The following is a 26,369-nucleotide window of genomic DNA, read 5'->3' as shown; positions in this document are numbered from 1 at the left end:
GGAACGGGCTCCGGAACGGATCAGAACGGCAGGTTGAGGTCGGGGGCGACGTTGTACAGCTGGGCGCGGAATACTTCCTTGATGCGCGCCAGCTCTTCCTCGGTCTCCGCCTCGAAGCGCAGCACCAGCACCGGTGTGGTGTTGGAGGCGCGCACCAGGCCCCAGCCCTTGGGATAGTCGACGCGCACGCCGTCGAGCGTGGTCAGGTTGGCCTCGCCCCAGACGCCGTCGCGCTGCAGGCGGTCGATCAGGCGGAACTTGTTCTCGTCGGTGACGGTGACGTTGAGTTCGGGCGTGGAGATGTCCAGCGGGAAGGCGGAGAACACGTGCTCGGCGTCGCGGCGGTCCTGGCTGAGGATTTCCAGCAGGCGCGCGGCGCTGTAGATGCCGTCGTCGAAGCCGAACCAGCGCTCCTTGAAGAACACGTGGCCGCTCATTTCGCCGGCCAGCAGGGCGCCGGTTTCCTTCATCTTCTTCTTGATCAGCGAGTGGCCGGTCTTCCACATCACCGGGCGGCCGCCGTAGCCGCTGATCAGCGCGCCCAGGCGGCGGGTGCACTTGACGTCATAGATGATGTCGGCGCCGGGGTTGCGCGAGACCACGTCCTTGGCGAACAGCATCATCAGGCGGTCCGGGTAGACGATGGTGCCGGTGTTGGTCACCACGCCGACGCGGTCGCCGTCGCCGTCGAAGGCCAGGCCGAGGTCGGCGCCTTCGCTCTTCACGCGGGCGATCAGGTCCTTGAGGTTCTCGGGCTTGCCCGGGTCCGGGTGGTGGTTGGGGAAGTTGCCGTCCACCTCGCAGTACAGCGGGATCACGCTGCAGCCCAGGGCCTCGATCAGGCGCGGGGCGATCACGCCGGCCACGCCGTTGCCGCAGTCGACCACCACCTTGATCGGCTTGGCCATGGCGATGTCGTCGCGGATCTGCTTGAAGTAGCGGTCGAGGATGTCGATCTGCTCGACGCTGCCGACGCCGCTGGCCAGGTCGTTGTTGTCGATGCGCGTCTTGAGCGCCTGGATCTGCTCGTTGGCCTGGGTGTCGCCGGCGATGACGATCTTGAAGCCGTTGTAGTCCGGCGGGTTGTGGCTGCCGGTGAGCATCACCCCGGACTTGCCTTCCAGCACGTGGGTGGCGAAGTACAGGACGGGGGTCGGCACCATGCCGATGTCGGTGACCTGGCAGCCGCAGTCCAGCAGGCCCTGGATCAGCTGTTGCACCAGTTGCGGGCCGGACAGGCGGCCGTCACGGCCGACGGCCACGTGCGGCTCGCCCTTGGCCAGGCTTTCCGAGCCGATGGCGCGGCCGATCCAGTAGGCGGCCTCGGTGGTCAGAGTGTCGCCGACCACGCCACGGATGTCGTAGGCGCGGAAGATGCTGGCGGGGAGTTTCGGTGGGGTCTGTACGTTCTGCACGGGGCTGTCCATGAAAGGTTGCTCCAATCCCAGGAGATCCTGGTCTTCGTCGAGGATGTCGATATCGAGAATATCGGTAGCCTGGAACATCGGGTCTGCCAGCTGCGTCGGCCTGGTGCTCGCCGACGGGGCGCTGTTGGCTGGGCTGCCAGGCTCCGGCCTTGATGCTTCTTTCTTCGGGCGCGGCAGGCGCGCCAGGCTCTGCGCCAGCCCATCCAGGGCGGTGAAGTGCAGGCCGAAGGCTTTGACCGACTTTCCGCTGGAAAGCTCCTGGAGCATGCCGGCGAGCTGTTGCACGTCGCCACGCAGGCGGCCGAGCAGATGATTGCGGGTCAGCATCAGGCCGATCAGGGCACCCGCCAGGGCCAGCAGGCCGGCGATGGCGAGGATCACCGGCGACAGCGGCGCGCCGCTCAGCGCCGGACCCGGCGCGAAGTCGAGCTGCCAGTTGGGGTTGCCGGTCTCGAAGCGCTGCGCCGGGCCGGCCGCGGTGCCGCGGGAGAGCAGCGTCTGTGCCGGCGTGGTGGCGAATTTCTGGCTGAGCTGGACCTGGCCGATGCCTTCCGGCAACGCGGGCAGGGCGGCCAGCAGCCGTTCCAGGTCGACCACCAGCAGCAGGGTGCCCTGCAGCTGGTCGCTGCCCGGGCTGCGCAGGGGGGCGGTGGTATAGGCCAGCCAGCGCTCGCCGATCTTGTAGGCCTCGATGGCCGGCGCCTGGCCGTTTTCCAGGCGCTGCAGCATGTCCAGCGCGGCGAAGTTCATCGGGCCGGTGCGGCCCACGTCCAGCGCGGCGCGGCGCGGCAGGTTGATGTGGGCGTCGACCACGCCCTGCCAGTGCAGGAGGTTGCGTTCGGCGCTGGCGATCAGGTTGCGGTCGCCGCTCTGCAGGGCCGCCAGCAGCGCCGGGTCGCCGGCCGCGGCCTGGGCGTCCGCCTGGAGCTGCCGCTGGGCCTGCTGCAGGGCGCCCGCCTGGCTGCCGCCCCAGGCCTCGACCAGCTGCTGTTGCTGCTGCTTGCCGATGCCCAGCAGGCTGAAGCCGATCAGCGCGCCGGCCAGCAACAGCCCGCCGAAGGCCGCCAGGGCGCCGGGAATCAGCGCCTTCTGGTCATTGGAGACCTGGCGCGCCGGCTTGGCCGGGGCGGCGGAGAGGGGTTGGCCGGTGTCCTTGGCGGTACGTTTTGAGAATTTCACGCAACGTCTCCCTGGCAATGCATCCTGATGGGCGGGCTGACTCAGTGGCTACCGGAATGGCCGAAGCCGCCGGCGCCGCGTTGGCTGGCGTCGAACTCCTCGACCAGCTCGAAATGCGCCTGCACCACCGGCACCAGCACCAGTTGGGCGATGCGCTCGCCGATGGCGATGGTGAAGGGCGTCTGGCCGCGGTTCCAGCAGGACACCATCAGCTCGCCCTGGTAGTCCGAGTCGATCAGCCCGACCAGGTTGCCCAGCACCACGCCATGCTTGTGGCCGAGGCCGGAGCGCGGCAGCACCAGGGCGGCCAGGCCCGGATCGGCGATATAGATGGACAGGCCGGTGGGGATCAGCAGGGTCTGGCCCGGCTCGAGGACGGTGTCTTCCTTGAGCATGGCGCGCAGGTCGAGGCCGGCGGAGCCCGGGGTGGCGTACTGCGGCAGGGGGAAGTCGCTGCCCAGGCGCGGGTCGAGGATCTTGGCTTGCAGAGCGTGCATGGCGGGTTCCGTAGACGAATGGTGTCAGGCGCGGTTCAGGCGCTCGGCGATGAAGGCCACCAGTTGGCGGGCGATCTTGCTCTTGCTGGTCTGGGCGAAGGCGCTCGCCTGCAGTTCGCGGTCGATCACGGTGATGGCGTTCTCTTCGCTGTTGAAGCCGATGGTCGGGTTGGCCACGTCGTTGGCGACGATCAGGTCGAGGTTCTTGTCCTTCAGCTTGCGCGCAGCATAGCCGAGCAGGTTCTCGGTTTCTGCGGCGAAGCCCACGCTGAAGGGACGATCCTGGCGGCCGGCGATGGTGGCGAGGATGTCCGGGTTGCGCACCAGCTGCAGGAGCAGGCCCTCGCCGCTGGCGGGGTCCTTCTTCAGTTTGTGCTCGGCGACCACTTCCGGGCGGTAGTCGGCCACGGCGGCCGAGGCGATCAGCAGGTCGCAGGGCATGGCGGCCTCGCAGGCGGCCAGCATGTCGCGGGCGCTGACCACGTCGATGCGGTTGACCCGGTCGGGCGTCGGCAGGTGCACCGGGCCGGTCACCAGGGTGACCTTGGCGCCGGCCTCCACGGCCGCCTCGGCGAGGGCGAAGCCCATCTTGCCGGAGCTGTGGTTGGTGATGTAGCGCACCGGGTCGATGTTTTCCTGGGTCGGGCCGGCGGTGATCAGCACGTGGCGGCCGGTCAGCGCCTGGCGCTGGAAGCAGTCGGCGGCGCGCTGGGCCAGCTCGTCGGCTTCCAGCATGCGGCCGGGGCCGACGTCGCCGCAGGCCTGGCTGCCCGCGGCGGGGCCGAACAGGTGCATGCCGCGCTGCAGCAGGACCTTGGCGTTGGCCTGGGTGGCCTCGTCGCGCCACATGGCCTGGTTCATCGCCGGGGCCAGGGCGACCTGGGCATCGGTGGCCAGCACCAGGGTGGTGAGCAGGTCATCGGCCACGCCCTGGGTCAGCCGCGCCATGAGATCGGCGGTGGCTGGGGCGATCAGCACCAGGTCGGCCCACTTGGCCAGCTCGATGTGGCCCATGGCGGCCTCGGCGGCCGGATCGAGCAGGTCGAGGTGGACCGGGTGGCCGGACAGCGCCTGCAGGGTCAGCGGGGTGATGAACTCGCGGCCGCCGCGGGTCATGACCACCCGCACTTCGGCGCCCTGGTCGCGCAGGCGGCGGACCAGTTCGGCGCTCTTGTAGGCGGCGATGCCGCCGCCCACGCCCAGGACGATGCGTTTCCGATACAGCCGCTGCATAGGCCTGCCTTAATAATGTGGTGTGGATAGCAACGCGTGGAGGCGCCTCCCCAGGCCGACCAACGCGCCAAAAAAGCCGGGCTAAGATAGCACAGGGCCTGCGCCGGAACAGCGGGCTGCACGGGGCGCCTTCGCGCGCCGTCCATTCGTCACAAGGAGGTGCCATGAGCATACGCGACTGGCCCGCGGCGGAACGCCCGCGGGAAAAACTGCTGCAACTGGGGGCGGCGGCGCTGAGCGACGCCGAACTGCTGGCCATCTTCCTGCGCACTGGGGTGTCCGGCCACAGCGCGGTGGACCTGTCCCGCCGCCTGCTCGCCGACTTCGGCAGCCTGCGCGCCCTGCTGGAGGCCGATCTCGGCGCCTTTGGCCAGCGCCTGGGGCTGGGACCGGCGAAGTACGCGCAGCTGCAGGCGGTGCTGGAGATGAGCCGGCGCCACCTGGCCGAGCGGCTGCGCCGCGATTCCGCGCTGGAGAGCCCGCAGGCGGTGCGCGACTACCTGAAGGCGCGCCTGCGCCACGAGCACCACGAGGTGTTCGGCTGCCTGTTCCTCGACGCCAAGCACCGGGTGATCTGCTTCGAGGCGCTGTTCTTCGGCAGCATCGACGGGGCCAGCGTCTACCCGCGCCAGGTGGTCAAGCGCGCCCTGGCGCACAACGCCGCGGCGGCCATCCTGGTGCACAACCATCCGTCCGGTATCGCCGAGCCCAGCCAGGCCGACCGCCTGCTCACCGAGCGCCTGCAGGAGGCGCTCGACATGATCGAGGTGCGCGTGCTCGACCACTTCATCGTCGGCGATGGCGAGCCGCTGTCGATGGCCGAGTACGGCTGGCTGTAGATCAGGGGGCCAGCTTCACCCTGGAGAAGTCCTGGCGGCCGAACGGGCTGACCTGGTAGCCGCTCACCTTGTCGCTGTGCAGGGCGAAGGCGGTGGGGTGGGCCAGCGGTAGCCACAGTGCCTGCTGCTGGATGATGGCCTGGGCCTGGCGATACAGCGTGTCACGCTGCTGCTGGTCGCTGGCGGACTTGCCCTCGGCGATCAGCTTGTCCAGCTGCGGGTCGCAGTAGCGGGCGAAGTTCAGGCCGGACTGCACCGAGGCGCAGGCGAATTGCGGGGTGAGGAAGTTGTCCGGGTCGCCGTTGTCGCCGGCCCAGCCCATGAACAGCAGGTCGTGCTCGCCGGCCTTGGCCCGGCGGATCAGCTCGCCCCATTCGATCACCCGCACCTCCGCCTGGATGCCGATCTTGGCCAGGTCGGCCTGCAGCAGCTGGGCGCCGAGCGTCGGATTGGGATTCAGCAGGCTGCCGGACGGCCGGGTCCAGAGAGTGGTCCTGAAGCCGTCCGCCAGGCCGGCCTCGGCCAGCAGCGCCTTGGCCTTGTCCGGGTCGTGGGCGTAGCCGGGGAGGTCTTGCGCGTAGCTCCAGGTGTTCGGCGGGTAGGGGCCGCTGGCGGGGGTGGCGCTGCCCTCGAACACCGCCTTGAGGTAGCTGGCCTTGTCGAAGGCCAGGTTGATGGCCTGGCGCACCTGGGGCTTGTCCAGCGGCGGGTGCTGGCTGTTGAGGGCGACGAAGGCGGTCATGAAGGCCGGCGTCTCGCTGACCCTGAGCTTCGGCTCCTGGCGCGCGGCCTGCACGTCCAGCGGTTTCGGCGACAGAGCGATGTGGCATTCGCCGCGCTTGATCTTCTGCAGGCGCACGTTGGCGTCCGGGGTGATGGCGAACACCAGGCCATCCACGGCCGGCTTGCCGGCGAAGTAGTCGGGGTTGGCGGTGTAGCGGATCGCCGCGTCCTTCTGGAAGCGCTTGAGCACGAAGGGGCCGGTGCCCACGGGCTGGCTGTTGAGCTTCTCCGGCGTGCCGGCGGCCAGCAGCTTATCGGCGTATTCGGCGGAATAGATGGAGGCGAAGCCCATGCTCAGGGTGGCGAGGAAAGTGGCGTCCGGGTGCTTGAGGACGAAGCGCACGCTGGTCGGCGACGGCGCCTCGACCCGTTCGACCAGCTCCGGCCACTGCATGGACTGGGCGTGCGGGTAGCCGCCGGCGGCGCTCTTGTGCCAGGGGTGGCTCGGGTCGAGCATGCGCTGGAAGCTGAACAGCACGTCCTCGGCGTTCAGCTCGCGGCCCGGGGTGAACCAGGCGGTGCGCTGGAACTTCACCTCCGGGCGCAGCTGGAAGGTCCAGCTCAGGCCGTCGGCGGACACCTCCCAGCGCTCCGCCAGGCTGGGCACCAGCTCGCCGGTCGCGGCGTCGTAGTCCACCAGGCGGTTCATCAGCACGTCGGCCGAGGCGTTGGTGGTGGTCAGCGAGTTGTACTGCACCACGTCGAAGCCGTCCGGGCTGGCTTCGGTGCACACGGCAAGGGTGGCGGCCTGGCTCAGCACGGGGGCGAGCAGCAGGGGCAGGGCGGCGAGACGCATCTCGGTTCCTCCGAATGGCAAGAGGCCCACCCTAGACAAAAGCGCCGTGGTAGACAATCGAATCGGGCGACGAGCGGTCATCCCGGCGGCGCGGCGAGGGGCCGCCGTTCCTGGCCGGGAACGGCATTTGCCGGGTGCGGCGATCCTTGCGGGTGGTGGGGTGTTCTGGTATAAAGCAGCGCTCTTTTCTAGGGGCCCGGTCCTGCGGCGACGCAAACAGCCGGTAAGACCCCCGAGAAACGCGGCGCTGAGCGCCAAATGACTATTGAGTTCAAGCGGCCAACCCATGCCGGGTTGGGCATGTGGTTTAGAGGGCTGAGGCATGTCGAGAGTCTGTCAAGTAACCGGTAAGGGTCCGGTTACCGGGAACAACATTTCCCACGCGAACAACAAAACCCGTCGTCGTTTCCTGCCGAACCTGCAGCACCATCGCTTCTGGGTCGAGTCCGAGAAGCGCTTCGTGCGTCTGCGCGTTTCCGCCAAGGGCATGCGCATCATCGACAAGCGTGGCATCGACGTAGTGCTGACTGAGCTGCGCGCTCGCGGCGAAAAGGTCTAAGGAGACAATCATGCGTGAACTGATCCGTTTGGTGTCCAGCGCCGGTACCGGCCACTTCTACACCACCGACAAGAACAAGCGCACCACCCCGGACAAGATCGAGATCAAGAAATACGATCCGGTCGTCCGCAAGCACGTGATCTACAAGGAAGCCAAGATCAAGTAATTGGTGCGACACGCATGGTCGTGTCGTGCTTGGTTGGGAGCTTTACCCTGACACCAAGCCCCTTGATTCAAGGGGCTGAAGTCAAAACTAAGCAGATGAGCCTGGCTTTGATAGCCTAAAATGATCCGCTTGCGGGGGTGCGAAATTCTCCGTCTGCGGGGAAAGAACGCCTCGAATTCACCTCTCCGAGGTTAGAGTTCGATCAAAAGCACTATCAAAAGAACAATCTCCACCGGGGATTGCCTCAAATGAATGAAGCTCCTTGGGAGGATGAAACTCCCGTAGGGAGTTCTCGTTTTCTCAAAAGCTTGATCATTTGGCCCTCCGCCACCGTCGTGAGACGTGGGAGGCATCTTGTCCAAGCACGAGCGCAAGCTCTATCTGTCATTGTCCAGCCATTGCCTGTATGGAATGGTAGCGGACTCGTTGTACGACCAACGATAGCCTAGGGAGACATGCGTCACTGGTAACGGTGGGGTATGAAGCTTTCCCGACAATGTAGCCCCCTTCTGGGTGCGTCTTTGCCGTGAGGCGGGGCGTAGACGCTCGGAGCAGTACCGGGTCGAGGCGCTAGGCTGGCTGGCATGGGCAACGCAAGTGAACTGCTGATAAACGTCGTTATGATCAGATTGCCAAAACTGCTGTTAGGCAATAACCAAAAGGTGCGTGGTCGGTTATCCCTGTCGATTATGGGGTTACGTCGTCTCAGTACCACCGGCGAATAGGCAGGTCCTAAACCAGTCGTGTGATAGATAGGGAACGTGGTAAGCCCGTATCGCTGCCCTCGTGGCAGGTGAGCCGCGAGGCGAACTGTTGGCGGTGCGGGTATGGGATTGCAGAAAAAGCGAATGCCGGGCTGTAATGGTTCGGATAGGGGTTGGAACATCACCCCACGGGAAACCGGGCAGACTTCTGCATGGTCTTTCGTCGCATGACGTCTGACTGACCTCACTCAAATAGGTGGCAAGCCCACCAGGCTCGTATCCCTTCACGGGATAGGGGAAACGCAAGGAGAAAACGGATGAACGCTTTTGCTCGTGAGATTCTCGCGGCCGCAAGGCAGGCTCCGGCCATCTACTTCGCGCCGCTCTTGGGTGCGATTCAGGAAGTAAAAGCCGAGTGGAAGCGCCAAGTGCGCAACCACGAGGCCAGCTCTTCTCTGGATAAAAAGCGCTAGGAGCACCCGCAAGCCCTCCAGGGTTTGCCGTAGCCATCATCAACCCCGTTCGGGACCATTGTTCCCGAACGGGGACAGTGCGTTTCCGCTCGGGCCCTACCTGAGAGGAAAGCAGCATGAAAGAACTCAGCCAGCCGGCCGGGTCTGCGTTTTCCGACACCCCGCAGCAATGGCACGACATCGACTGGTGTCGTGTGCAGCGGAATGTCCGAGGAATGCAGATACGGATTGCGAAGGCTTGTCGGGAAGGCAGATGGCGCAAGGTGAAAGCCCTGCAACGGATGCTGACCCGCTCGAAGTCGGCCAGATACTTGGCCGTACGACGAGTCACTGAAAACCAGGGCAAGCGCACGGCGGGAGTCGACCGCGTGCTCTGGAATACCCCCGACGAAAAATGGAAAGCGGCACAAGGGTTGAAGCGACGCGGATATAAACCACGGCCTTTACGGCGTGTGTTCATTCCTAAGTCGAACGGGAAGGAACGTCCTCTGGGCATCCCGACCATGACCGACCGGGCCATGCAGGCGTTGTATCTGCTGGCGCTGGCGCCCATCGCGGAAACCACGGGCGATCCGAACAGCTACGGCTTCAGGACCGAGCGCTCGACGGCGGATGCTATGAGTCAGCTATTCACCTGCCTGTCCCAAAAAGCCTCGGCTAGATGGGTACTGGAGGCGGATATCGAAGGTTGCTTCGATCACATCAACCACCACTGGTTGGTCGCGAATATCCCCACGGATAAAGCGGTTCTCCGGAAATGGTTGAAGGCTGGCGTGGTTCATAAAGGTCAGCTACAGGCAACGGATGCCGGTACGCCACAAGGCGGGATTATCTCGCCGACCTTGGCAAATATGGTGCTGGACGGGCTGGAGTCAGGTCTCAAGCAGTATCTGGGGCGGGCGAAGGCAAAGAGGCTGAAGATACATGTGGTGCGTTATGCGGATGATTTCGTGATCACCGGCGACTCTCCGGAGGTGCTGGCAGACGAGGTCAAACCTTGGGTAGAGCAGTTCCTGGCGGTACGCGGGCTGCGGTTGTCTCCCGAGAAAACGCAGATCGTCCACATCGATCAAGGCTTCGACTTCCTGGGATGGAACTTCCGCAAATACTACGGAAAGCTCCTGATCAAACCGAGCAAGAAAAACGCGCAAGCGTTCTATCGCAAGGTGAAAGAAGCGATCAGCAACAACAAGACGACGAGACAGGAGAATCTGATTCGCCTGCTGAATCCGATCTTGAGGGGTTGGGCGTTGTATCACCAACCCGTGGTTGCCAAGCAGGCGTTCAGTCGCATGGATTTCCTGCTCTTTCAGGCAATATGGCGTTGGGCAAAACGGCGACATCCGAGGAAGAATCTCGAATGGATACGGAAGAAGTATTTCCGAACGGGCGAGAACAAGAACTGGGTGTTTGCCACCACGGTACTTACCGAGGAAGGGAGCAAAAAGGATTTTGTGCTGTATACCCTGTCGGAAACACCAATAGAGCGGCACATCAAGATCAACGGGGAATACAACCCCTTCGATCCCACGATGGAGGCGATGAGCGAAAAGCTGCGGATGGATCGGATGCTGAAAAAGCTGAAGTACCGGAAGCAGATTAAGAGCTTGTACGTGATCCAGAAAGGGCGGTGTGTACTCTGTGGACAACCGATAACCAAGGAAACGGGATGGCATGACCATCACATCATTCACCGCTCGCAAGGCGGCAGTGATGCGATGGCTAACCGGGTGCTACTGCACCCCAATTGCCACCAACAGCTACACAGCCGTGGTCTGACAGTAAGCAAGCCGGCTCCCTCGGGAGCTTTGTTAAAGGCTTGAGCCGTATGCGCTGAAAGGCGCACGTACGGTTCTTAGGGGGAGGCGGGCCAGCAATGGCCTGTCTCTACCCGACATCCGGCCCTTGTACGAAGAAACCCGCCTCGGCGGGTTTTTTCTTGCCCGCGAAAAGGTGCGGGCAAAGGTGGACTGCTCATGATCGGTGGGAGCGAGCTTGCTCGCGAATGGCTCCGCAAAGAGCTTCGCGAACAAGTTCGCTCCCACAGAGGTTCGTGTTCAGACTTTGGCCTCGAAGATCACGTACACCTTGCGGCAATGCTCCAGCACTTCCCAGGTGCCTTTCAGCCCGGCCGGGATGACGAAGCGGTCGCCGGCGCGGACGGTCCGCGCGTTGCCGTCCTGGTCGCGGATCACCGACACGCCCTGCAGGATCTCGCAGTACTCGTGCTCGGTGTAGTGGATCGTCCACTGCCCCGGCGCGCCTTCCCAGATGCCCGCGTTGAACTGGCCGCAGGGGCTGCCGTAGTGGTTGCGCACGCTCTGCTCGGGGTCGCCCTTGAGGATCTTCTCGGCGGCGGGACGGTAGTGCTCGGGCGCGGTGGCGGCCGTGGCGAAGTCGACGATCTGCTCGATGTTCATGACGCTTCCTGTTGTTGTAAGACGCGAGTGTTCGGGAGTCTATGTTTGATAAAACGAACATTGCAAGGCGGAGCACGGCCATCTGTCAAAAATATTGAAAAGGTCGGGCGCTCTGGTTTAGTGTTGCCTGCACGATGGCCGGCAATCGGCCTGGCAGAATAATTGACAGTGCGTGTTGTCGATTTGCGACACGCTTCCACTCGAGGATCCTTGCATGACCACCCTGACCCGTGCCGATTGGGAACAGCGCGCCAAGAACCTGAAGATCGAGGGCCGGGCCTTCGTCCAGGGCGAATACACCGATGCGGTGGCCGGCGCGACCTTCGAGTGCATCAGTCCGGTCGACGGCCGCCTGCTCGGCCTGGTGGCCAGCTGCGACGCCGCCGACGCCGATGTGGCGGTGAGCCACGCCCGCGCCGCCTTCGAGTCCGGCGCCTGGTCGCGCCTGGCGCCGGTCAAGCGCAAGGAGATCATGATCCGCTTCGCCGACCTGATCGACGCCCACGCCGAGGAACTGGCCCTGCTGGAAACCCTGGACATGGGCAAGCCGATCGGCGACTCGCTGAGCGTCGACGTGCCGGCCGCGTCCCGCGCCCTGCGCTGGAGCGGCGAGGCGATCGACAAGATCTACGACGAGGTGGCCGCCACCGCCCATGACGAGCTTGGTCTTGTGACGCGCGAGCCGGTCGGCGTGGTCGCCGCCATCGTGCCGTGGAACTTCCCCCTGCTGATGACCTGCTGGAAGCTCGGCCCGGCCCTGGCCACCGGCAACTCGGTGGTCCTCAAGCCGTCCGAGAAGTCGCCGCTGACCGGCATCCGCATCGCCCAGCTGGCCATCGAGGCCGGCATCCCGGCTGGCGTGTTCAACGTGCTGCCGGGCTTCGGCCACACCGTGGGCAAGGCGCTGGCCCTGCACATGGACGTCGACACTCTGGTGTTCACCGGCTCCACCAAGATCGCCAAGCAACTGATGGTCTACGCCGGCGAGTCGAACATGAAGCGCGTCTGGCTGGAGGCCGGCGGCAAGAGCCCGAACATCGTGTTCGCCGACGCCCCGGACCTTGAGGCCGCCGCCCAGGCCGCCGCCAGCGCCATCGCCTTCAACCAGGGCGAGGTGTGCACCGCCGGCTCGCGCCTGCTGGTGGAGAACTCGATCAAGGACAGGTTCGTGCCCATGGTGGTCGAGGCGATCAAGACCTGGAAACCGGGCAACCCGCTGGACCCGGCCACCAACGTCGGCGCGCTGGTCGACACCACCCAGATGAACAACGTGCTGAGCTACATCCAGGCCGGCCACGACGACGGCGCCAAACTGGTGGCCGGCGGCAAGCGGGTGCTGGAAGAGACCGGCGGAACCTACGTCGAGCCGACCGTGTTCGACGGTGTGACCAACGCCATGCGCATCGCCAAGGAAGAGATCTTCGGCCCGGTGCTGTCGGTGATCGGCTTCGATAGCCAGGAAGAGGCCGTGGCCATCGCCAACGACACCATCTACGGCCTGGCCGCCGCGGTGTGGACCAGCAACCTGTCGCGCGCCCACCTGGTCGGCAAGGCCCTGCGCGCCGGCAGCGTGTGGATCAACCAGTACGACGGCGGCGACATGACCGCGCCGTTCGGCGGCTTCAAGCAGTCCGGCAACGGCCGCGACAAGTCGCTGCACGCCTTCGACAAGTACACCGAGCTGAAGTCCACCTGGATCAAGCTGTAACACTGCACGCGGGCGGCCGCGAGCCGCCCGGAGGTCCGCCCTACGGGGCCGGCTCCCTGGAGCCATACCTGCGGCCGGGTTTCTCACGAAACCCGGCCGCGTTGCATTGAGAGGACGGAAAGACCATGCGTTGGGGAACCTACTTCGCGGTGTGCGCCGCGGTGATCAGCATCGGCCTGGCCCTGGGCGTGACCATGCCGCTGGTCTCGCTGCGCCTGGAGGGCTGGGGCCACGGCAACTTCGCCATCGGCGTGATGGCGGCCACCCCGGCGATCGGCGTGCTGCTCGGCTCGCTGATCGCCGGGCGCCTGGCCGGGCGCCTCGGCACTACGCTGGTGATGCAGTTGTGCCTGCTGCTCGGGGCGGTATCGGTGGCGCTGCTGGCGCTGGTCCAGCACTACCCGGTGTGGCTGGGGCTGCGCCTGTTCCTCGGCGTGGCGCTGACGGTGGTGTTCATCCTCGGCGAGAGCTGGATCAACCAACTGGCGGTTGAGCAGTGGCGCGGCCGCCTGGTGGCGCTGTACGGCACCGGCTACGCGCTCAGCCAGCTCGCCGGACCGCTGCTGCTGACCCTGCTCGGCACCAGCACTGATCTGGGCTTCTGGACCGGCACCGGGCTGCTGGTGTTCGGCTCGCTGGCGCTGCTCGGCCGCAGCGGCGCGCCGCGGGTCGACGCGCACAGCGCCTCCGGGCGCGGCCTGTTCGACTTCTGCCGGCGCATGCCGACCATCGCCTGGGCGGTCGGCCTGTTCGCCGCCTTCGAGGCGATGATGCTGACCCTGTTGCCGGTCTACGGCCTGCACCAGGGCTTCACCCAGGAAGTCGCGCTGATGATGGCCAGCGTGGTGGTGGTGGGCGACGCCGCGCTGCAGCTGCCGATCGGCTGGCTCGCCGACCGGGTGCCGCGCAACGCGCTGTTCCGTCTGTGCGGCGTGGTCCTGCTGCTGTCCAGCCTGGGCGTGCCGCTGCTGCTGCACACGCCGCTGATCTGGCCGCTGTGGGTGTTGTTCGGCGCCAGCGCCGGCGGGCTGTTCACCCTGTCGCTGATCCTCATCGGCGAGCGCTTCCGCGACGACGAGCTGGTCCGCGCCAACGCCCATGTCGCCCAGCTGTGGGGCATCGGCTGCCTGCTCGGCCCGCTGCTGACCGGCGCCGCCAGCCAATGGCTCAGCGGCCATGCACTGCCGATGATGATGGCGCTGGGCGCGGCCGGTTTCGTCTGGCTGGCCTGGCGCGACAAGGGCGAGGCGGTGCCTGCCCGGTAGGGGGCCGGGCGCATCGGTTCTCCAGGGCATCGGTGCGCGCGGCCTACGAGAGTGCGGGCCTAGAGCATGCGCTCCAGCCCGATCAGTTCGGCGAACCAGGCGTTGAAGCGGCGCCAGGTGCTTCCGGGTTCCTCGGCCAGTTCGCGCTTGCGACCGTTGTCCTCGGTCAGCCAGACCACCCGCTCGTCGCGCAGGCGCACCTCGTAGCTGAGCGAGGGCTGCATGCCTTCCAGTGCCAGGCGTCGCACGTGCCCGCTCAGCTCGACGCTGTCCACCAGCACGCCGACCTCGGTGTTCCACAGCAGCGAGCGTGGGTCGAAGTTGAGCGAGCCGACGAAGCTGTAGCGGCCGTCCATGACGATCGCCTTGCTGTGCAGGCTGGAGGCGGAGGCGCCGCTGAAGCTGTAGGGCCCGCTGCCGCCGGCGCCGTTGTCGCCCGGCTGGCGGCGCAGCTCGAACAGGCGCACGCCGTGTTCCAGCAGCTCGCGCCGGTAGGGCGCGTAGCCGCCATGCACGGCGGGCACGTCGGTGGCTTCCAGGGAATTGGTCAGCAGGCGGATGTTCACCCCGGCGTCGGCGTGGCCGGTGAGGTAGCGCATGCCTTCCTCGGCCGGCACGAAGTAGGCGGAGACCAGGATCAGCTCCCGCTCGATACCCGACAGCCGCGGCTCCAGTTGGGTGGCGAGCAGTAGCTGCGGCTCCGGCTCGCCACCGGCCAGCACCTTGGCCGGGGCGTCCCACAGCGCCTGGCCCGGCGCCCAGATCAGTTCGTCCAGCCAGTGCTGCAGGCGCGGTTCCTGCCGGTAGGTGTGCAGGCGCTGGTACAGCTCCTGCTGTTCCACCTTGGCCTTGTCCAGGTAGCGGTGCAGGCCCTGGCGGGCCTTGGCCAGGTCGCGCTGGTCCGGCGCCCACAGCAGGAACTGCTGGATTGGCTTGCTCAGCGCGCTGTTCCAGTACTGGTCGAAGCTGTGCGCCAGCTGCTCGGCCACCGGGCCGACGGCCAGCAGGTCGATGTCGGTGAAGTTGCGGCTGGGTTCGGCATCGAAGTATTCGTCGCCGAGGTTGCGCCCTCCGACGATGGCCGCGCTGCCGTCGGCCAGCCACAGCTTGTTGTGCATGCGCCGGTGCTGCTGGCCGAGGTTCAGCGCGCGGCCGAGCACGCGGGTGACGCCGGTGGAGCGGCCCAGGTGCAGCGGGTTGAACACCCGCACCTGGATGTTGGGGTGGGCGGCGAGCAGGGCGATCTCGTAGTCGCGGCCGTCGCTGCTGGTGTCGTCCAGCAGCAGACGCACGCGCACGCCCCGGTCGGCGGCGCCCAGCACCTCGTCGATCAGCGAGCGGGTGCTGAGGCCGTCGTGCACGATGTAGTACTGCAGGTCGAGGCTGCCGCGCGCCGCGCGCACCAGCTCGGCGCGGGCGGCGAAGGCTTCGTCGCTGGCCGGCAGCAGGCGGAAGCCCGACTGCCCCTGGTGGCGGGCCGCGAGGTCGTGCAGCTGGCGGCCGAACGAGGATTCGGCGGGCGGCAGGGTCTGGCTCGGCTGGATGGCGGGCGGCGCGGCGCAGGCGGCGAGCAGCGCCAGCAGGCAGATCAGCAGGGGGCGGTGCACGACGATCTCCGGTCTTCGCGTCCTCTTGCTACGACGATGCCGTCCCGCCAAAGATTCCACCAATCGCACGTCGCTCAACGGCCTTCCAGCAGCCGTGCCGCGGTCTCGCCGACCAGGCGCACGGCGGCCTCCACCTCGGCGTCCGGCCGGGCCGCGTAGTTCATGCGCAGGCAGTTGCGGTACTTGCCGGCTGCGGAAAAGATGCTGCCCGGCGCGATCTGCACGCCTTGCGGCAGCAGCTCGCGGTTCAGGCGCTGGCTGTCGAAGCCCTCGGGCAGTTCCACCCAGATCATGAAGCTGCCCTGGGGCTGGCTGACCTTGGTGCCGGCCGGGAAGTAGCGGCGGATCCACTCCTGCATCTGGTCGCGGCTGTGCTGGTACTGGGCGCGCATGCGGCGCACGTGGGGCTCGAAGTGGCCGTCGCGGATGAACTCGGCCAGCGCCAGCTGCGGCAATTGCGCGGTGGAGCCGGTGCCCATGTACTTCATGTGCAGCACCCGGTCGAGGTAGCGGCCGGGGGCGATCCAGCCGATGCGCAGGCCCGGCGCCAGGGTCTTGGAGAAGGAGCTGCAGAGCAGCACGCGGCCGTCCTCGTCGAACGACTTGATGGTGCGCGGCCGCGGGTAGCGGTAGGCCAGGTCGCCGTACACGTCGTCCTCGATGATCGCCACGTCGTAGCGCTGGGCCAGGGTCAGCAGGGCGCGCTTGCTGGCCTCCGGCATGATGTAGCCGAGCGGGTTGTTGCAGGTCGGGGTGAGCTGGATGACCTTGATCGGCCACTGCTCCAGCGCCAGTTCCAGGGCTTCCAGGCTGATCCCGGTGAGTGGGTCGCTGGGCAGCTCCAGGGCCTTCATGCCGAAGCCCTTGAGCGCCTGCATCACGCCGTGGAAGCTCGGCGAGTCCACCGCGACGATGTCGCCGGGTTCGCAGATCGCGCGCAGCGCGGCGGACAGCGCCTCGTGGCAGCCGGTGGTGATGACGATGTCCTCGGCGGGGATGCGGCAGCCGGAGTCGAGCAGCAGGCGCGAGACCTGCTCGCGCAGGCCGATGTCGCCGTAGATATTGCCGTAGGTCAGGCCGTTGAGGTCCTGGCGCCGGCTCAGGCGCGACAGCGAGCGCAGCAGGGGCCTGAGGGTCGGCTGGCTGATGTCCGGGCGGCCGCGGCCGAGCTGCAGCACGGATTCGTTCGGCGAGTTCGCCACCTGCGCCAGCACCTGGTCCCACTGGGATACCTCCACCGGCCGCTGGGCGGTGCGGCTGACCTGGGGCAGCTCGGCGACCGGCCGCGCGCTCGGCACGTAGTAGCCGGACTTCGGCTGCGGCCGGACCAGGCCGCGATCCTCCAGTTCGCGGTAGGCCTGCTGCACCGTGCTCAGGCTCACGCCGTGCTCCTGGCTCAGCGCGCGCACCGAGGGCAGGCGGTCGCCGGGGCGGTACAGGCCCTGCTCGATGCGAGTGCCGAGCAGGTTGGCCAGGTTGAGGTAGAGCGTCATGACAGATGCCTCGGCGATTGCACTGCGAGCGATACAGATGGGCTCAGAATAAGCCATTCAGCCGCGCGGTCGAGCCTTCTGTATGGATTTAATAGATCATTTTTGAATCTGTATCCTCCGTGCGCGCGCCGCCATCATGGTTGCCCAAGGGAGAAGCCTGGATGGAGGGCTGACCATGCGCGAATTCGCTGATCTGTACGGGGCGCTGCCGGAGCGCCGGAAGGCCGGTGAACGCTTTTCGCCGAAGGGCCTGGCGCTGCGCTGGCAGCGGCTGCTGCGGCGCATCAGGACTCGGCGCGCGCTGCAGAACCTGGACGCCAGGCTGCTGGCGGACGTGGGCCTGAGCGCCGAGCAGGCGCGGGCCGAGGCTTCCCGCTCGCTCTGGCAGCTACTGCGGGAAGCCTGAGCGGCGGCCTCAGACCAGGCCGACGGCTTCCTTGAGCCGGTACCAGGCCATGCCCAGGGCCAGCAGCGGCGAGCGCAGGTGGCGGCCACCGGGGAAGGTCATGTGCGGCACCTTGTCGAACAGGTCGAAGCCGCCGCCCTGCTGGCCGGCGATGGCCTCGGCCAGCAGCTTGCCCGCCAGGTGGGTGGCGTTGACCCCGTGCCCGGCATAGGCCTGGGCGTGGTAGACGTTCGGGTGCTCCCGCAGGCGGCCGATCTGCGGCAGGCGGTTGGCGCCGATGCCGATCATCCCGCCCCACTGGAAGTCGATGCGCACGTCCTCCAGGCCGGGGAACACCTGCAGCATCTTCGGCCGCATGTAGGCGGCGATGTCCGCCGGGTCGCGCCCCGAGTAGTGGCAGGCACCGCCGAACAGCAGGCGGTGGTCGGCCGAGAGGCGGTAGTAGTCGAGGGCCACGCGCTGGTCGCACAGCGCCATGTTGCGCGGGATCAGCGCGCGGGCGCGTTCCTCGCCCAGCGGCTCGGTGGCGATCACGTAGCTGCCGGCGGGCAGCACCTTGCCGCCGAGGGTCGGGTCCAGGCCGTTGAGGTAGGCGTTGCAGGCCAGCACCAGGGTCTTGGCGCGCACGCTGCCGCGGGCGGTGTGCACCTTCACCTCGCTGCCATGGTCGATGCGGGTCACCGGCGAGTGCTCGAACAGCTGCACGCCGAGCGACGCGGCGGCGGCGGCCTCGCCCAGCGCCAGGTTGAGCGGGTGCAGGTGGCCGGAGCCCATGTCGATCAGGCCGCCGCAGTAGCGGTCGGAGCCCACAACCTCGTGCATCTGTTCCGGGCGCAGCAGGCGCAGCTCGTGCCGGTAGCCGAGGCTTTCCAGCTCGGCCTTGTCCTCGGCGAAGCCTTGCAGGTGCGCGGGCTTGTTGGCCAGGTCGCAGTAGCCCCAGGTCAGGTCGCAGTCGATGGCGAACTCCTCGACCCGCTGGCGGACGATCTCCACCGCTTCCAGGCCCATCAGCTTGATGGTGCGCACGCCGTCTTGGCCGATCACCGGCTCGAACTGCTCGACGCCGTGGCCGACGCCGCGGATCAGCTGGCCGCCGTTGCGACCGCTGGCGCCCCAGCCGACCTGGTGGGCCTCCAGCAGCGCCACCGAGAAACCCTTGCGAGCCAGTTCGATGGCGGTGTTCAGCCCGGAGAAGCCGCCGCCCACGATGCACACGTCCGCCACCTGCTCGCCGGCCAGGAGCGGGTACGCCAGCTGGCGGTTGACCGTGGCGGCGTAGTAGGACGCGGCGTGCTGGTCGCTGTGGACGGGCGGGTTGAGCCGGGCGTTCATGTGCGAAATCCTGATTGATGTGTTGTTAAAATTTGACGCAGGATAAGCGCGGTCCTTGCCGCTAGCCAAGAGGGGCGGATACTTTTTCCCGCAACGGGCGGTGAGCGGGCATGATGCGCCGCCGAAACCCTTCCTCCATCCGCTTCCGGAATGCCCATGAGTTGCACCGACCGCAAGATCGACCACCTGCGCCGGCAGATCCCGCGCTTCGACTGCGTGCCCGGCTGCCACGACTGCTGCGGCCCGGTGACGGCCTCGTCGGAGGAAATGGCGCGCCTGCCGGTGAAGAGCGACGCCGAGCACGACGCCGCGCTGGCCGCGTTCGACTGCGTGCACCTCGGCCCGCAGGGCTGCACGGTGTACGACCAGCGCCCGCTGATCTGCCGCCTGTTCGGCACCACCCCGCGCCTGCCGTGCCCGCGCGGGCGGGGGCCGGAGACGCCGATCGAGCTGGCCGTCGAGCGCCAGGTACACCGGTTGATCGCCAGCACGCGGCAGGTGCTGGTCTAGCTCGGGTTCGTGGATATAATGAGACTCACTTTCAAGTAGTCCGCAGCCGTCCCGATGACCCACTCCCCGCAAGACGCCGCGCTGGTACACGCCCTGGCGCTGCATTACGACGATCTGGTCGAGTACATCCGCCGACGCTTCCAGGGCAGCCAGTTCGCCCGCGAGGTGGTGCACGACGTCTGCGTACAACTGCTCGAGAAGCCTCCGCAGCAACCGGTGAAGGTGCCCTTCGCCTTCCTGCGCCGGGCGACCTTCAACCGTGCCATCGACCGGCGCCGTGCCGACAGCACCCGCGATGCCCGCTTCGAGGCGGTGGCCGAGGTGTCCGACTGGCACATGCACGACCTGGACGGCGCCGCCGCGCTGGACTTCGAGCAGCAGCTCGAGGCCCTGCTGGCGATCATCGACGCTCTGCCGGCGCGCGCCCGCCAGGTGTTCCTGCTGCACCGCATCCACGACATGCCGCAGCGCGAGATCGCCGAGGAACTGGGCATCTCGGTGAACATGGTGACCCAGCATTTCGCCCGCGCCATGCGCGACATCGCCCGGGACTGGGAGCCGGCCCGGCTCGCCCTGGCCGGCGGGCGCCGGCAGCCATGACCGACCGCGCGCGGCCCGACGACACGCCCGCCGACCCGCTGGCGCCCTTCGAGCAGGCGCTGCGCGCCCGCGTGCCGTCCCGGGAGGCCCTGCTCGCCGAGGCCAAGGCGCAGACCGCGCGCCAGCGGCGGCGCAAGCAGGCCCTGGGCGGCGGCCTGTCGGTGCTGCTGCTGGCGACCGGCCTGTGGCTGGCCGACCCCGCCTGGCAGCGCGAGGACGTGCGCACCGCGGCCGGTGGGCGCGACAGCCTGACCCTGGTCGACGGCAGCCGGGTGGTGGTCAACGGCGCCACCCACCTGCGCGTCGAGCGGCGCCTGCGCAGCCGCCAGGTCGAGCTGGTCGAGGGCGAGGCGACTTTCACCGTGGAGCACGGACCCACGCCGTTCATCGTGCGCAGCCAGGGCGTCGACGTGCTCGATATCGGTACGGTGTTCAACGTGCGCAGCGACAGCCGGGGCGTGGCAGTCGCCGTGGTCGAGGGCGCCGTCGAGGTCTCCGCGGGCGCGTCGCCGTCGCGCCGCCTGGGCGGCGGCCAACAGGTGCTGGCCCGGGCCGGCGCGTTGGGCGACACCGAGCGGGTCGACCCGGCCCGCGCCACCGCCTGGCAGCAGGGCAAGCTGCGTTTCGACGGCACGCCGCTGAGCGAGGTGATCGTCGACATCCAGCGCTACCGCCAGGCGCCGGTCCGCCTGGCCGATCCGCGCCTCGGCGCGCTGCGGGTGTCCGGCGAATACGACAGCGCCGCCATAGAGTCGCTGATCGACCTGCTGCCGGCGATCCTGCCGGTCCGCCTGAGCCGCGCCGGCGACGGCAGCGTGGTGATGAGCGGACGCTGATCGGCGGGGCGCCCGGGAAAAAACGAGAATTTTTCCCAGGCGACCTCAACATCCCCCCAGGCTCATCCGCCACTCCCTGTGATCGTCACTTTCTGCTCGTTCATGGGGAGTTTCATGGATACCAAACCGACCACCGTGCCGTCCCGGCGCAGCCGCCTTTCCCTCCTGATCGCCGGCCTGGCGCTGGCCTCGGCCCTGCATGCCCAGGACGCCACCCACGCGCTGAACCTGCCGGCCCAGCCGCTGGACCAGGCGATCAACGCCCTGGCCGGGCAGACCGGCAGCCGCATCCTGTTCGCCACCGAGGTGGCCGAGGGCCTGAACGCGCCGGCGGTGAGCGGCGACCTGACGGTGCAGCAGGCGCTGCAGCGCCTGCTGCGGGGTTCCGACCTGACCGCCCAGGCGACCGCCGACGGCGGTTTCGTGATCGCCGCGCCGGTGGCGGGTGGCACGGCGCTGGAACTGGGGGCGACCACCATCCAGGGCCAGGGGATGGGCGAGGCGACCGAGAACTCCGGCTCCTACACCACCGGGCTGGTCAGCGTCGGCTCGAAGACCCCGACCAGCCTCAAGGACACGCCGCAGACGGTATCGATCATCAGCCAGCAGATGATCGAGGACCAGCGCATCACCACCCTGCCCGAGGCGATGAGGCGCGCGCCGGGCATCACCGTGCGCAACAACAACTACCACGTCGAGCAGTTCTTCTCGCGTGGCTTCAGCATCGACAACGTGCAGATCGACGGCGCGGCGCCGATGGACATCGGCAATGGCCTGGGCACCTTCTACAGCGACCGCCTGTACGACATGGCGTCGTACGACCATGTCGAGGTGCTGCGCGGCGCGAGCGGCCTGCTGGGCGGGACGGGTGACCCGGGCGGCATCGTCAACCTGGTGCGCAAGCGTCCGCTGGACAGCTACCAGCTGAAGTTCAACACCTCCGCCGGCTCCTGGGACAACTACCGCACCGAGGTCGACCTGACCGGCCCGCTGGCGTTCGACGGCAAACTGCGCGGGCGTGTGGTGGCGGCCTATTCCGACCACCAGTACTTCATGGACAACCGCAGCACCGAGAAGCCGTATCTCTACGGCATCTTCGAGGCCGACCTCACCGACGGCACCATGCTCACCCTCGGCGGCAGCTACGACAAACTCAAGGAGAACGGCACCGGCGACGGCCTGCCGCGCTACAGCACCGGCGGCGACGTGCACCTGCCGCGCAGCACCTGGTACACCACCGACGCCGCCTGGTCCGATAGCTACACCCGCGAGTGGTTCGCCAAGCTCGACCACGACTTCAACCAGGACTGGAAGCTCAACGCGTCCTATACCTACTCCTACAACGGTTCCACCACCGAGGGCATCATCCCCTACGGCTCGGTGGACGAAGCCACCGACACCGGGCCGTACTGGTGGGGCAGCTACGTCTCCAGCTGGAGCAAGCAGTCGGTGTTCGACGTCAACCTGTCCGGCTACTTCGATGCGTTCGGCCGCCAGCACGAGTTGCTGGTCGGCGGCGACTACCAGAAGGTCACCAGCCGCTGGCGCGGGGCCCCGGGCATGCTCGACAAGGGCGGCATGATCGACATCTGGAACCCCGGCGCCACGCCGCTGCCCAGCAACCGCTCCAGCCATGAGTTCTGGCGCGACTACTACCCCAACACCCGCGAGCAGTACGGCCTGTACTCGACCCTGCGCCTGCAGCTGACTGACCCGCTGAAACTGGTGGTGGGCGCCCGTGCCCAGCGCTACAAGTTCGAGCAGGCCTACAGCATGCGCAAGAGCGACGGTACCGGGCCCTGGGTGGAGCAGGACGACGTGTTCGATCGCGAGCCGACCACCGTGGTGCCGTTCGGCGGGCTGATCTACGCGCTGAATGACGACTGGTCGACCTACGTCAGCTACTCCGAAGTGTTCAAGCCCCAGGCGCAGAAGCTCAAGGGGCCGGAAGACGCGGCCACTTCCCTGGAGCCGATGACCGGCAAGACCTACGAGACCGGCATCAAGGGCGAACTGCTCGGTGGGGCGCTGAACGTCAGCGCCGCGCTGTTCTACACCACCCGCGAGCACCAGGCGGCGACCGATCCGGCGTATCCCAACCCGCCCTTCAGCTACAGCAGTTCCTGCTGCTTCCTGGCGCAGGACAAGATCACCAGCAAGGGCATCGACCTGGAAGCCACCGGCGAGATCGCGCCCGGCTGGGAGGTGCTGGCCGGATACACCTACAACCAGGTACGCAACGACACCCAAGAGACGCTCTACAGCACCGTCACGCCCAAGCACCTGCTCAAGCTCTGGACCACCTACACCCTGCCGGACACGTTGTCGGCCTGGCGTGTCGGCGGTGGCGTGACCGCGATGAGCCCGACCTACGTGGAGGGCGAGGCCTATCGCTTCGACGGCGACTGGAACGTCATCGACGCCCAGCCCTACAAGTTCAGCCAGTCGGGCTATGCGGTGTACGACGCGATGATCGAGTACGACGTGGACGAACACTGGACCGTCGCCCTGAAGGGCAACAACCTGTTCGACCGCCGCTACTACGCCAGTGTCGGCACCTCCGAGTACGGCAACTACTACGGCGAGCCGCGCAACTACATGCTGACCTTGCGCGGCACCTTCTGGTAAGCCTGCCCGCGCAGCGCGAAACGCCCGCCTCGCCGCGGGCGTTTCGCGTTCGGCGCTCCGGTTACTCCGGCACCGGCAGCGTCAGCGACTCCTTCACCTCTTCCATGACGATGTAGGACTTCGACTCGCGCACGTGCGGCAGCTTGAGCAGGATGTCGCCGAGCAGCTTGCGATAGCTGGCCATCTCGTTGATCCGCGCCTTCACCAGGTAGTCGAAGTCGCCGCTGACCAGGTGGCACTCCAGCACGTGGGGCAGCTTGAGCACGGCGCGGCGGAATTCCTCGAAGGTATCGCCGGACTTGTAGTCCAGGCTGATCTCGACGAACACCAGCAGGCTGGCCTTGAGCTGCTGCGGATTGAGCCGGGCGTGGTAGCCCATGATGATGCCCTCGCGCTCCAGGCGGCGGACGCGCTCGGTGCAGGGCGTGGTGGACAGGCCCACCCGCTCGCCCAGTTCGGTGAACGAGATGCGCCCCTCCTCCTGGAGGATGCGCAGGATGTTGCGGTCGATCTTGTCCAGTTCACGGCGGCTCTGGTGCTGGGTTCTCATGGATGCCTCAAGTGGTTGCCGTCTCGGCTGGGAAATCCTCGGCCAATATAGTGGCCCGGGTAGTGGAAATCACTGCCTGGACGAAACGCCTTGATCTCGGCCGGCCCAGCCGCCACCCTGATTCCGAGTCGCCGGACGAGATGCCTGCATGTCCTTTCCCCGCCTGACGCGGATTCTGTTGCTGCTGATCCTCTGCGCCGTGCTCGGCTGGCTGGGCTGGGAGCGCCTGCTGGCGGCCCAGGGCATCGACGAGCTGGACTGGCGCGGGCTCGGCCTCTCGCGCGACGGGCTGGCGCTGGACGAACTGCAGGCGCGTCGGGACGGCCCCGACGGCAGCCGGCTGGTGGTGCGGGCACAGGGGCTGTTCCTGGCCTGGCCAGGCTCCCGGGACGGGCAGTGGGGGCTGGAGGAGTTCCGCGCCCGGGCCGTGCAGGCGAGCTGGCAGCCCGGGACGGCCGTCGACAATGCGCCGAGCGACCCCCAGGCCATCCTCGACGGTCTGCGCTGGGTGCCGCGGCGGGTGAGCGTCGAGGACCTGAGCCTGGACCTGCCCTGCGCCAGCGGGCGCTGCACGTTGCGCGGGAGCCTGCAGCTGGATGCCACCGCGCTGCCGGCGACGCTGCGCCTGGACCTGCTGCAGGGCGAGCGCCGCGTGGCGGTGAACGCCCAGGCGGGCCGGCAGGCCGGCGAATGGCAGCTCGACGCCGAGGCGACCTTTGACGGCCAGCCCTGGCTGACCCTGGCCAGCCGCCTCCAGGCCGACAGCCCCACACCACTCTGGAGCGGCAACCTTCGGCTGGCGCAGATGGCCGATACCCGCCCGCTGTTCGCCTGGCTGAGCCAGTGGCTGCCGTCCGACGAACGCCTGCTGCACGCCGAGGCCGCGCTGCGCTTCGACGCCGACTGGCAACTGACCCTGGCGAGCGCCGACGACCCGCTCGACCTGAATCGGCTGCGCCAGGGCAGCGGTACCTTTGCCGTACAGGCGCAACTGAAGAGCCCGCAGCTGCGCCACGACACCCTGCACCTGCAGGGCATCGACCTGGACGCCCGCATCCAGGGCAGCCTCGCCGACGAGCGCCTGGCGCTCGCCGTGCAGGCGCCGTCGCGGCTGATCCTGGCCCAATTGCGGGTGGACCAGGCGTTCACGGCCAAGACCCTGCGCGCCGAGCTGGGCGGGCTGACGATCACCCTCGACCCGTCCGCCGGCGCCGGGCTGGAAGGTCCCCTCCAGTTGAAGGTCGGCAGCTTGCAGCAGGAGCAGCTGTTGCCCTTGGGCTGGCAGTTCAAGGGCCAGGTGCAGGCGGCCGCCGAGCGCCAGACTTTGCGCGGCACGCTGAGCAACGACGCCGGCCTGAGCGCCGAGCTGCAGGGCGACTACGACCGGCGGGGGGCGCTGTCGCTGTCCGCCGCCTTCGGCGAAATCTTCTTCCGCGCCGGCAACCCGCTGAGCAAGACCCTGGTGGCCTGGCCGCCGCTGCTGGAACTCGCCAATGGCCGGCTGACGGCCAAGGCCAGCCTGCGCAGCGACCCCGGCCGGCCACTGGCGCTGCAGGCGGGGCTGCAGTTCAAGGGCCTCGACGGCATCTACGACCGTAGCGAACTGCTTGGCCTGGGCGGCCGGCTCGACCTGCGGCTCGATGGCCAGCAACTGGTGCTGGATGCCCCCGAACTGAATCTGAACCAGGCCAACCCGGGGCTGCCCATCGGCCCCCTGCAGTTCCAGGGCCGCTACGCCGCCAGCCTCGACCGGCCAGCCGCCGGGCAACTGAGCTGGACCCGCGCGAGCAGCGGCCTGTTCAAGGGAGAGGCGTCGCTGGAGCCGGGCCGGGTCGACCTGAGCCAGGCCGGCCAGCGCCTGACGGCCCGGCTCAAGGGGCTGCAACTGGACGAGATTTTCCGGGTCTACCCGGCTGAAGGATTGGCCGGTCGTGGTGCCCTGTCCGGCCAGTTGCCGGTGCTGGTCGACCCGAAGGGCGTGCGCATCGAGCGTGGCAGGGTGGTGGCCGAGGCGCCGGGCTACCTGCGCTTCCGCTCGGAGAAGATGCGCGCACTCGGGCGCAGCAACCCCGGCATGCAGCTGGTGGTCGATGCCCTCGACGACTTCCACTACGACCTGCTCGAAAGCGCCGTTGACTATGATGAACACGGCAAGCTGACCCTGGGGCTGCGCCTGCAAGGGCGCAACCCGGACCTGGAAAAGGGTCGGCCGATCAACCTCAACGTCAACCTGGAAGAGGACGTGCCCGCCTTGCTTACCAGCCTGCAGCTCACCGACAAGGTCAGCGAAACCATCCGCCAGCGTGTCCAGGAACGTCTGCGCCAGCGCAACGTGCCCGCCCCATGATCCGGGAGATC

Annotated in this window: 22 protein-coding genes; 13 read left to right on the top strand and 9 right to left on the bottom strand. The window is 67.5% G+C overall.

What is annotated here, in order from left to right:
* Window positions 1-20 precede the first annotated feature (20 nt).
* The 3 genes from algC to coaBC all read right to left on the bottom strand — a co-directional run bounded on the left by algC (window position 21) and on the right by coaBC (window position 4,336).
* Entirely contained in the window at window positions 21-1,427 is a 1,407-nt protein-coding gene (gene algC / locus N7640_RS02770; RefSeq protein ID WP_279905518.1) for a phosphomannomutase/phosphoglucomutase, read from the bottom strand.
* Between the two features lie 1,220 nt (window positions 1,428-2,647).
* Complete coding sequence (dut, locus tag N7640_RS02765; protein ID WP_220811270.1) at window positions 2,648-3,103, bottom strand: dUTP diphosphatase; 456 nt, start codon at window positions 3,101-3,103, stop codon at window positions 2,648-2,650.
* Between the two features lie 24 nt (window positions 3,104-3,127).
* A complete protein-coding gene (coaBC, locus tag N7640_RS02760) occupies window positions 3,128-4,336 on the bottom strand; it encodes a bifunctional phosphopantothenoylcysteine decarboxylase/phosphopantothenate--cysteine ligase CoaBC (protein WP_220811271.1) in 1,209 nt (402 codons plus the stop codon).
* A gap of 164 nt (window positions 4,337-4,500) precedes the next feature.
* On the opposite strand from coaBC, the gene radC reads away from it, so the two are divergent.
* Entirely contained in the window at window positions 4,501-5,175 is a 675-nt protein-coding gene (radC, locus tag N7640_RS02755; protein WP_220811272.1) for a DNA repair protein RadC, read from the top strand.
* A gap of 1 nt (window position 5,176) precedes the next feature.
* Here the strand turns inward: radC and N7640_RS02750 are convergent, their stop codons facing one another.
* Window positions 5,177-6,754, bottom strand: a complete 1,578-nt coding sequence (locus N7640_RS02750; protein ID WP_279905504.1) for an ABC transporter substrate-binding protein — start codon at window positions 6,752-6,754, stop codon at window positions 5,177-5,179.
* A 322-nt stretch (window positions 6,755-7,076) separates the two neighbouring features.
* Between N7640_RS02750 and rpmB the strand changes: the two genes are divergently transcribed.
* From rpmB to ltrA, 4 genes are all read left to right on the top strand, one after another.
* Complete coding sequence (rpmB, locus tag N7640_RS02745) at window positions 7,077-7,313, top strand: 50S ribosomal protein L28 (protein WP_220811274.1); 237 nt, start codon at window positions 7,077-7,079, stop codon at window positions 7,311-7,313.
* A 10-nt stretch (window positions 7,314-7,323) separates the two neighbouring features.
* Window positions 7,324-7,479 (top strand): 50S ribosomal protein L33, encoded by a 156-nt coding sequence (rpmG, locus tag N7640_RS02740; RefSeq protein WP_012703270.1) that lies wholly within the window; start codon window positions 7,324-7,326, stop codon window positions 7,477-7,479.
* A 1,021-nt stretch (window positions 7,480-8,500) separates the two neighbouring features.
* Window positions 8,501-8,656 carry a hypothetical protein gene (locus N7640_RS02735; RefSeq protein ID WP_021218932.1) on the top strand — a complete coding sequence of 52 codons (156 nt, stop codon included), beginning with the start codon at window positions 8,501-8,503 and terminating at the stop codon, window positions 8,654-8,656.
* Between the two features lie 116 nt (window positions 8,657-8,772).
* The gene (ltrA, locus tag N7640_RS02730; RefSeq protein WP_031287528.1) at window positions 8,773-10,479 is read left to right on the top strand and encodes a group II intron reverse transcriptase/maturase; all 1,707 of its coding nucleotides are present in this window, start codon (window positions 8,773-8,775) and stop codon (window positions 10,477-10,479) included.
* 234 nt (window positions 10,480-10,713) lie between these two features.
* On the opposite strand, the gene N7640_RS02725 is transcribed toward ltrA, so the two are convergent.
* Window positions 10,714-11,076, bottom strand: a complete 363-nt coding sequence (locus N7640_RS02725; protein ID WP_279905503.1) for a cupin domain-containing protein — start codon at window positions 11,074-11,076, stop codon at window positions 10,714-10,716.
* Window positions 11,077-11,290: 214 nt separating this feature from the next.
* Here N7640_RS02725 and N7640_RS02720 point away from each other — a divergent pair, with 214 nt between their 5' ends.
* A complete protein-coding gene (locus N7640_RS02720) occupies window positions 11,291-12,784 on the top strand; it encodes an aldehyde dehydrogenase (RefSeq protein ID WP_279905502.1) in 1,494 nt (497 codons plus the stop codon).
* A 125-nt stretch (window positions 12,785-12,909) separates the two neighbouring features.
* A complete protein-coding gene (locus N7640_RS02715) occupies window positions 12,910-14,049 on the top strand; it encodes an MFS transporter (RefSeq protein ID WP_220811277.1) in 1,140 nt (379 codons plus the stop codon).
* A gap of 59 nt (window positions 14,050-14,108) precedes the next feature.
* On the opposite strand, the gene N7640_RS02710 is transcribed toward N7640_RS02715, so the two are convergent.
* Together N7640_RS02710 and N7640_RS02705 are read right to left on the bottom strand one after the other, a co-directional pair.
* Window positions 14,109-15,662 carry a phospholipase D family protein gene (locus tag N7640_RS02710; RefSeq protein ID WP_279905517.1) on the bottom strand — a complete coding sequence of 518 codons (1,554 nt, stop codon included), beginning with the start codon at window positions 15,660-15,662 and terminating at the stop codon, window positions 14,109-14,111.
* 68 nt (window positions 15,663-15,730) lie between these two features.
* A complete protein-coding gene (locus N7640_RS02705; RefSeq protein WP_279905501.1) occupies window positions 15,731-17,149 on the bottom strand; it encodes a PLP-dependent aminotransferase family protein in 1,419 nt (472 codons plus the stop codon).
* A gap of 175 nt (window positions 17,150-17,324) precedes the next feature.
* Here N7640_RS02705 and N7640_RS02700 point away from each other — a divergent pair, with 175 nt between their 5' ends.
* Window positions 17,325-17,555 carry a DUF1127 domain-containing protein gene (locus N7640_RS02700; protein WP_220811279.1) on the top strand — a complete coding sequence of 77 codons (231 nt, stop codon included), beginning with the start codon at window positions 17,325-17,327 and terminating at the stop codon, window positions 17,553-17,555.
* 9 nt (window positions 17,556-17,564) lie between these two features.
* On the opposite strand, the gene N7640_RS02695 is transcribed toward N7640_RS02700, so the two are convergent.
* On the bottom strand, window positions 17,565-18,887 hold the full coding sequence (locus N7640_RS02695) for an FAD-binding oxidoreductase (RefSeq protein ID WP_279905500.1): 1,323 nt from the start codon (window positions 18,885-18,887) through the stop codon (window positions 17,565-17,567).
* Window positions 18,888-19,043: 156 nt separating this feature from the next.
* On the opposite strand from N7640_RS02695, the gene N7640_RS02690 reads away from it, so the two are divergent.
* The 4 genes from N7640_RS02690 (at window position 19,044) to N7640_RS02675 (ending at window position 23,461) form a co-directional block, all read left to right on the top strand.
* Window positions 19,044-19,397 carry a YkgJ family cysteine cluster protein gene (locus tag N7640_RS02690; RefSeq protein WP_279905499.1) on the top strand — a complete coding sequence of 118 codons (354 nt, stop codon included), beginning with the start codon at window positions 19,044-19,046 and terminating at the stop codon, window positions 19,395-19,397.
* Window positions 19,398-19,451: 54 nt separating this feature from the next.
* Window positions 19,452-19,997, top strand: coding sequence for an RNA polymerase sigma factor (locus tag N7640_RS02685; protein ID WP_279905498.1), 546 nt, complete (start codon window positions 19,452-19,454; stop codon window positions 19,995-19,997).
* On the top strand, window positions 19,994-20,833 hold the full coding sequence (locus N7640_RS02680; RefSeq protein ID WP_279905497.1) for a FecR domain-containing protein: 840 nt from the start codon (window positions 19,994-19,996) through the stop codon (window positions 20,831-20,833). Before N7640_RS02685 ends, N7640_RS02680 begins: the two co-directional genes overlap by 4 nt.
* Before the next feature lie 114 nt (window positions 20,834-20,947).
* Window positions 20,948-23,461, top strand: a complete 2,514-nt coding sequence (locus tag N7640_RS02675) for a TonB-dependent siderophore receptor (RefSeq protein ID WP_279905496.1) — start codon at window positions 20,948-20,950, stop codon at window positions 23,459-23,461.
* Between the two features lie 61 nt (window positions 23,462-23,522).
* On the opposite strand, the gene dadR is transcribed toward N7640_RS02675, so the two are convergent.
* Window positions 23,523-24,011: a transcriptional regulator DadR gene (gene dadR, locus N7640_RS02670; protein ID WP_220811285.1), complete on the bottom strand. Its 489-nt coding sequence runs from the start codon at window positions 24,009-24,011 to the stop codon at window positions 23,523-23,525.
* A gap of 148 nt (window positions 24,012-24,159) precedes the next feature.
* Here dadR and N7640_RS02665 point away from each other — a divergent pair, with 148 nt between their 5' ends.
* Entirely contained in the window at window positions 24,160-26,358 is a 2,199-nt protein-coding gene (locus N7640_RS02665) for a YdbH domain-containing protein (RefSeq protein ID WP_279905495.1), read from the top strand.
* Window positions 26,359-26,369 lie beyond the last annotated feature (11 nt).

This window comes from Pseudomonas sp. GD04015 (genome assembly GCF_029837675.1).
In the GTDB taxonomy this organism is placed as follows: domain Bacteria; phylum Pseudomonadota; class Gammaproteobacteria; order Pseudomonadales; family Pseudomonadaceae; genus Aquipseudomonas; species Aquipseudomonas paralcaligenes.
The sequence above is the reverse complement of the archived record's forward strand: the minus strand, read 5'-3'. Positions and strand labels throughout refer to the sequence as shown.

Excerpts from the sequence above, each read along its gene's own strand:
- N7640_RS02725 (WP_279905503.1), bottom strand. The coding sequence starts at position 11,076 with ATGAACATCGAGCAGATCGTCGACTTCGCCACGGCCGCCACCGCGCCC.
- ltrA (WP_031287528.1), top strand. The coding sequence starts at position 8,773 with ATGAAAGAACTCAGCCAGCCGGCCGGGTCTGCGTTTTCCGACACCCCG.
- dut (WP_220811270.1), bottom strand. The coding sequence starts at position 3,103 with ATGCACGCTCTGCAAGCCAAGATCCTCGACCCGCGCCTGGGCAGCGAC.
- rpmG (WP_012703270.1), top strand. The coding sequence starts at position 7,324 with ATGCGTGAACTGATCCGTTTGGTGTCCAGCGCCGGTACCGGCCACTTC.
- N7640_RS02690 (WP_279905499.1), top strand. The coding sequence starts at position 19,044 with ATGAGTTGCACCGACCGCAAGATCGACCACCTGCGCCGGCAGATCCCG.
- radC (WP_220811272.1), top strand. The coding sequence starts at position 4,501 with ATGAGCATACGCGACTGGCCCGCGGCGGAACGCCCGCGGGAAAAACTG.
- dadR (WP_220811285.1), bottom strand. The coding sequence starts at position 24,011 with ATGAGAACCCAGCACCAGAGCCGCCGTGAACTGGACAAGATCGACCGC.
- N7640_RS02735 (WP_021218932.1), top strand. The coding sequence starts at position 8,501 with ATGAACGCTTTTGCTCGTGAGATTCTCGCGGCCGCAAGGCAGGCTCCG.
- N7640_RS02750 (WP_279905504.1), bottom strand. The coding sequence starts at position 6,754 with ATGCGTCTCGCCGCCCTGCCCCTGCTGCTCGCCCCCGTGCTGAGCCAG.
- N7640_RS02715 (WP_220811277.1), top strand. The coding sequence starts at position 12,910 with ATGCGTTGGGGAACCTACTTCGCGGTGTGCGCCGCGGTGATCAGCATC.
- N7640_RS02705 (WP_279905501.1), bottom strand. The coding sequence starts at position 17,149 with ATGACGCTCTACCTCAACCTGGCCAACCTGCTCGGCACTCGCATCGAG.
- N7640_RS02665 (WP_279905495.1), top strand. The coding sequence starts at position 24,160 with ATGTCCTTTCCCCGCCTGACGCGGATTCTGTTGCTGCTGATCCTCTGC.
- N7640_RS02720 (WP_279905502.1), top strand. The coding sequence starts at position 11,291 with ATGACCACCCTGACCCGTGCCGATTGGGAACAGCGCGCCAAGAACCTG.
- N7640_RS02695 (WP_279905500.1), bottom strand. The coding sequence starts at position 18,887 with ATGAACGCCCGGCTCAACCCGCCCGTCCACAGCGACCAGCACGCCGCG.
- algC (WP_279905518.1), bottom strand. The coding sequence starts at position 1,427 with ATGGACAGCCCCGTGCAGAACGTACAGACCCCACCGAAACTCCCCGCC.
- rpmB (WP_220811274.1), top strand. The coding sequence starts at position 7,077 with ATGTCGAGAGTCTGTCAAGTAACCGGTAAGGGTCCGGTTACCGGGAAC.
- N7640_RS02700 (WP_220811279.1), top strand. The coding sequence starts at position 17,325 with ATGCGCGAATTCGCTGATCTGTACGGGGCGCTGCCGGAGCGCCGGAAG.
- N7640_RS02680 (WP_279905497.1), top strand. The coding sequence starts at position 19,994 with ATGACCGACCGCGCGCGGCCCGACGACACGCCCGCCGACCCGCTGGCG.
- coaBC (WP_220811271.1), bottom strand. The coding sequence starts at position 4,336 with ATGCAGCGGCTGTATCGGAAACGCATCGTCCTGGGCGTGGGCGGCGGC.
- N7640_RS02685 (WP_279905498.1), top strand. The coding sequence starts at position 19,452 with ATGACCCACTCCCCGCAAGACGCCGCGCTGGTACACGCCCTGGCGCTG.
- N7640_RS02675 (WP_279905496.1), top strand. The coding sequence starts at position 20,948 with ATGGATACCAAACCGACCACCGTGCCGTCCCGGCGCAGCCGCCTTTCC.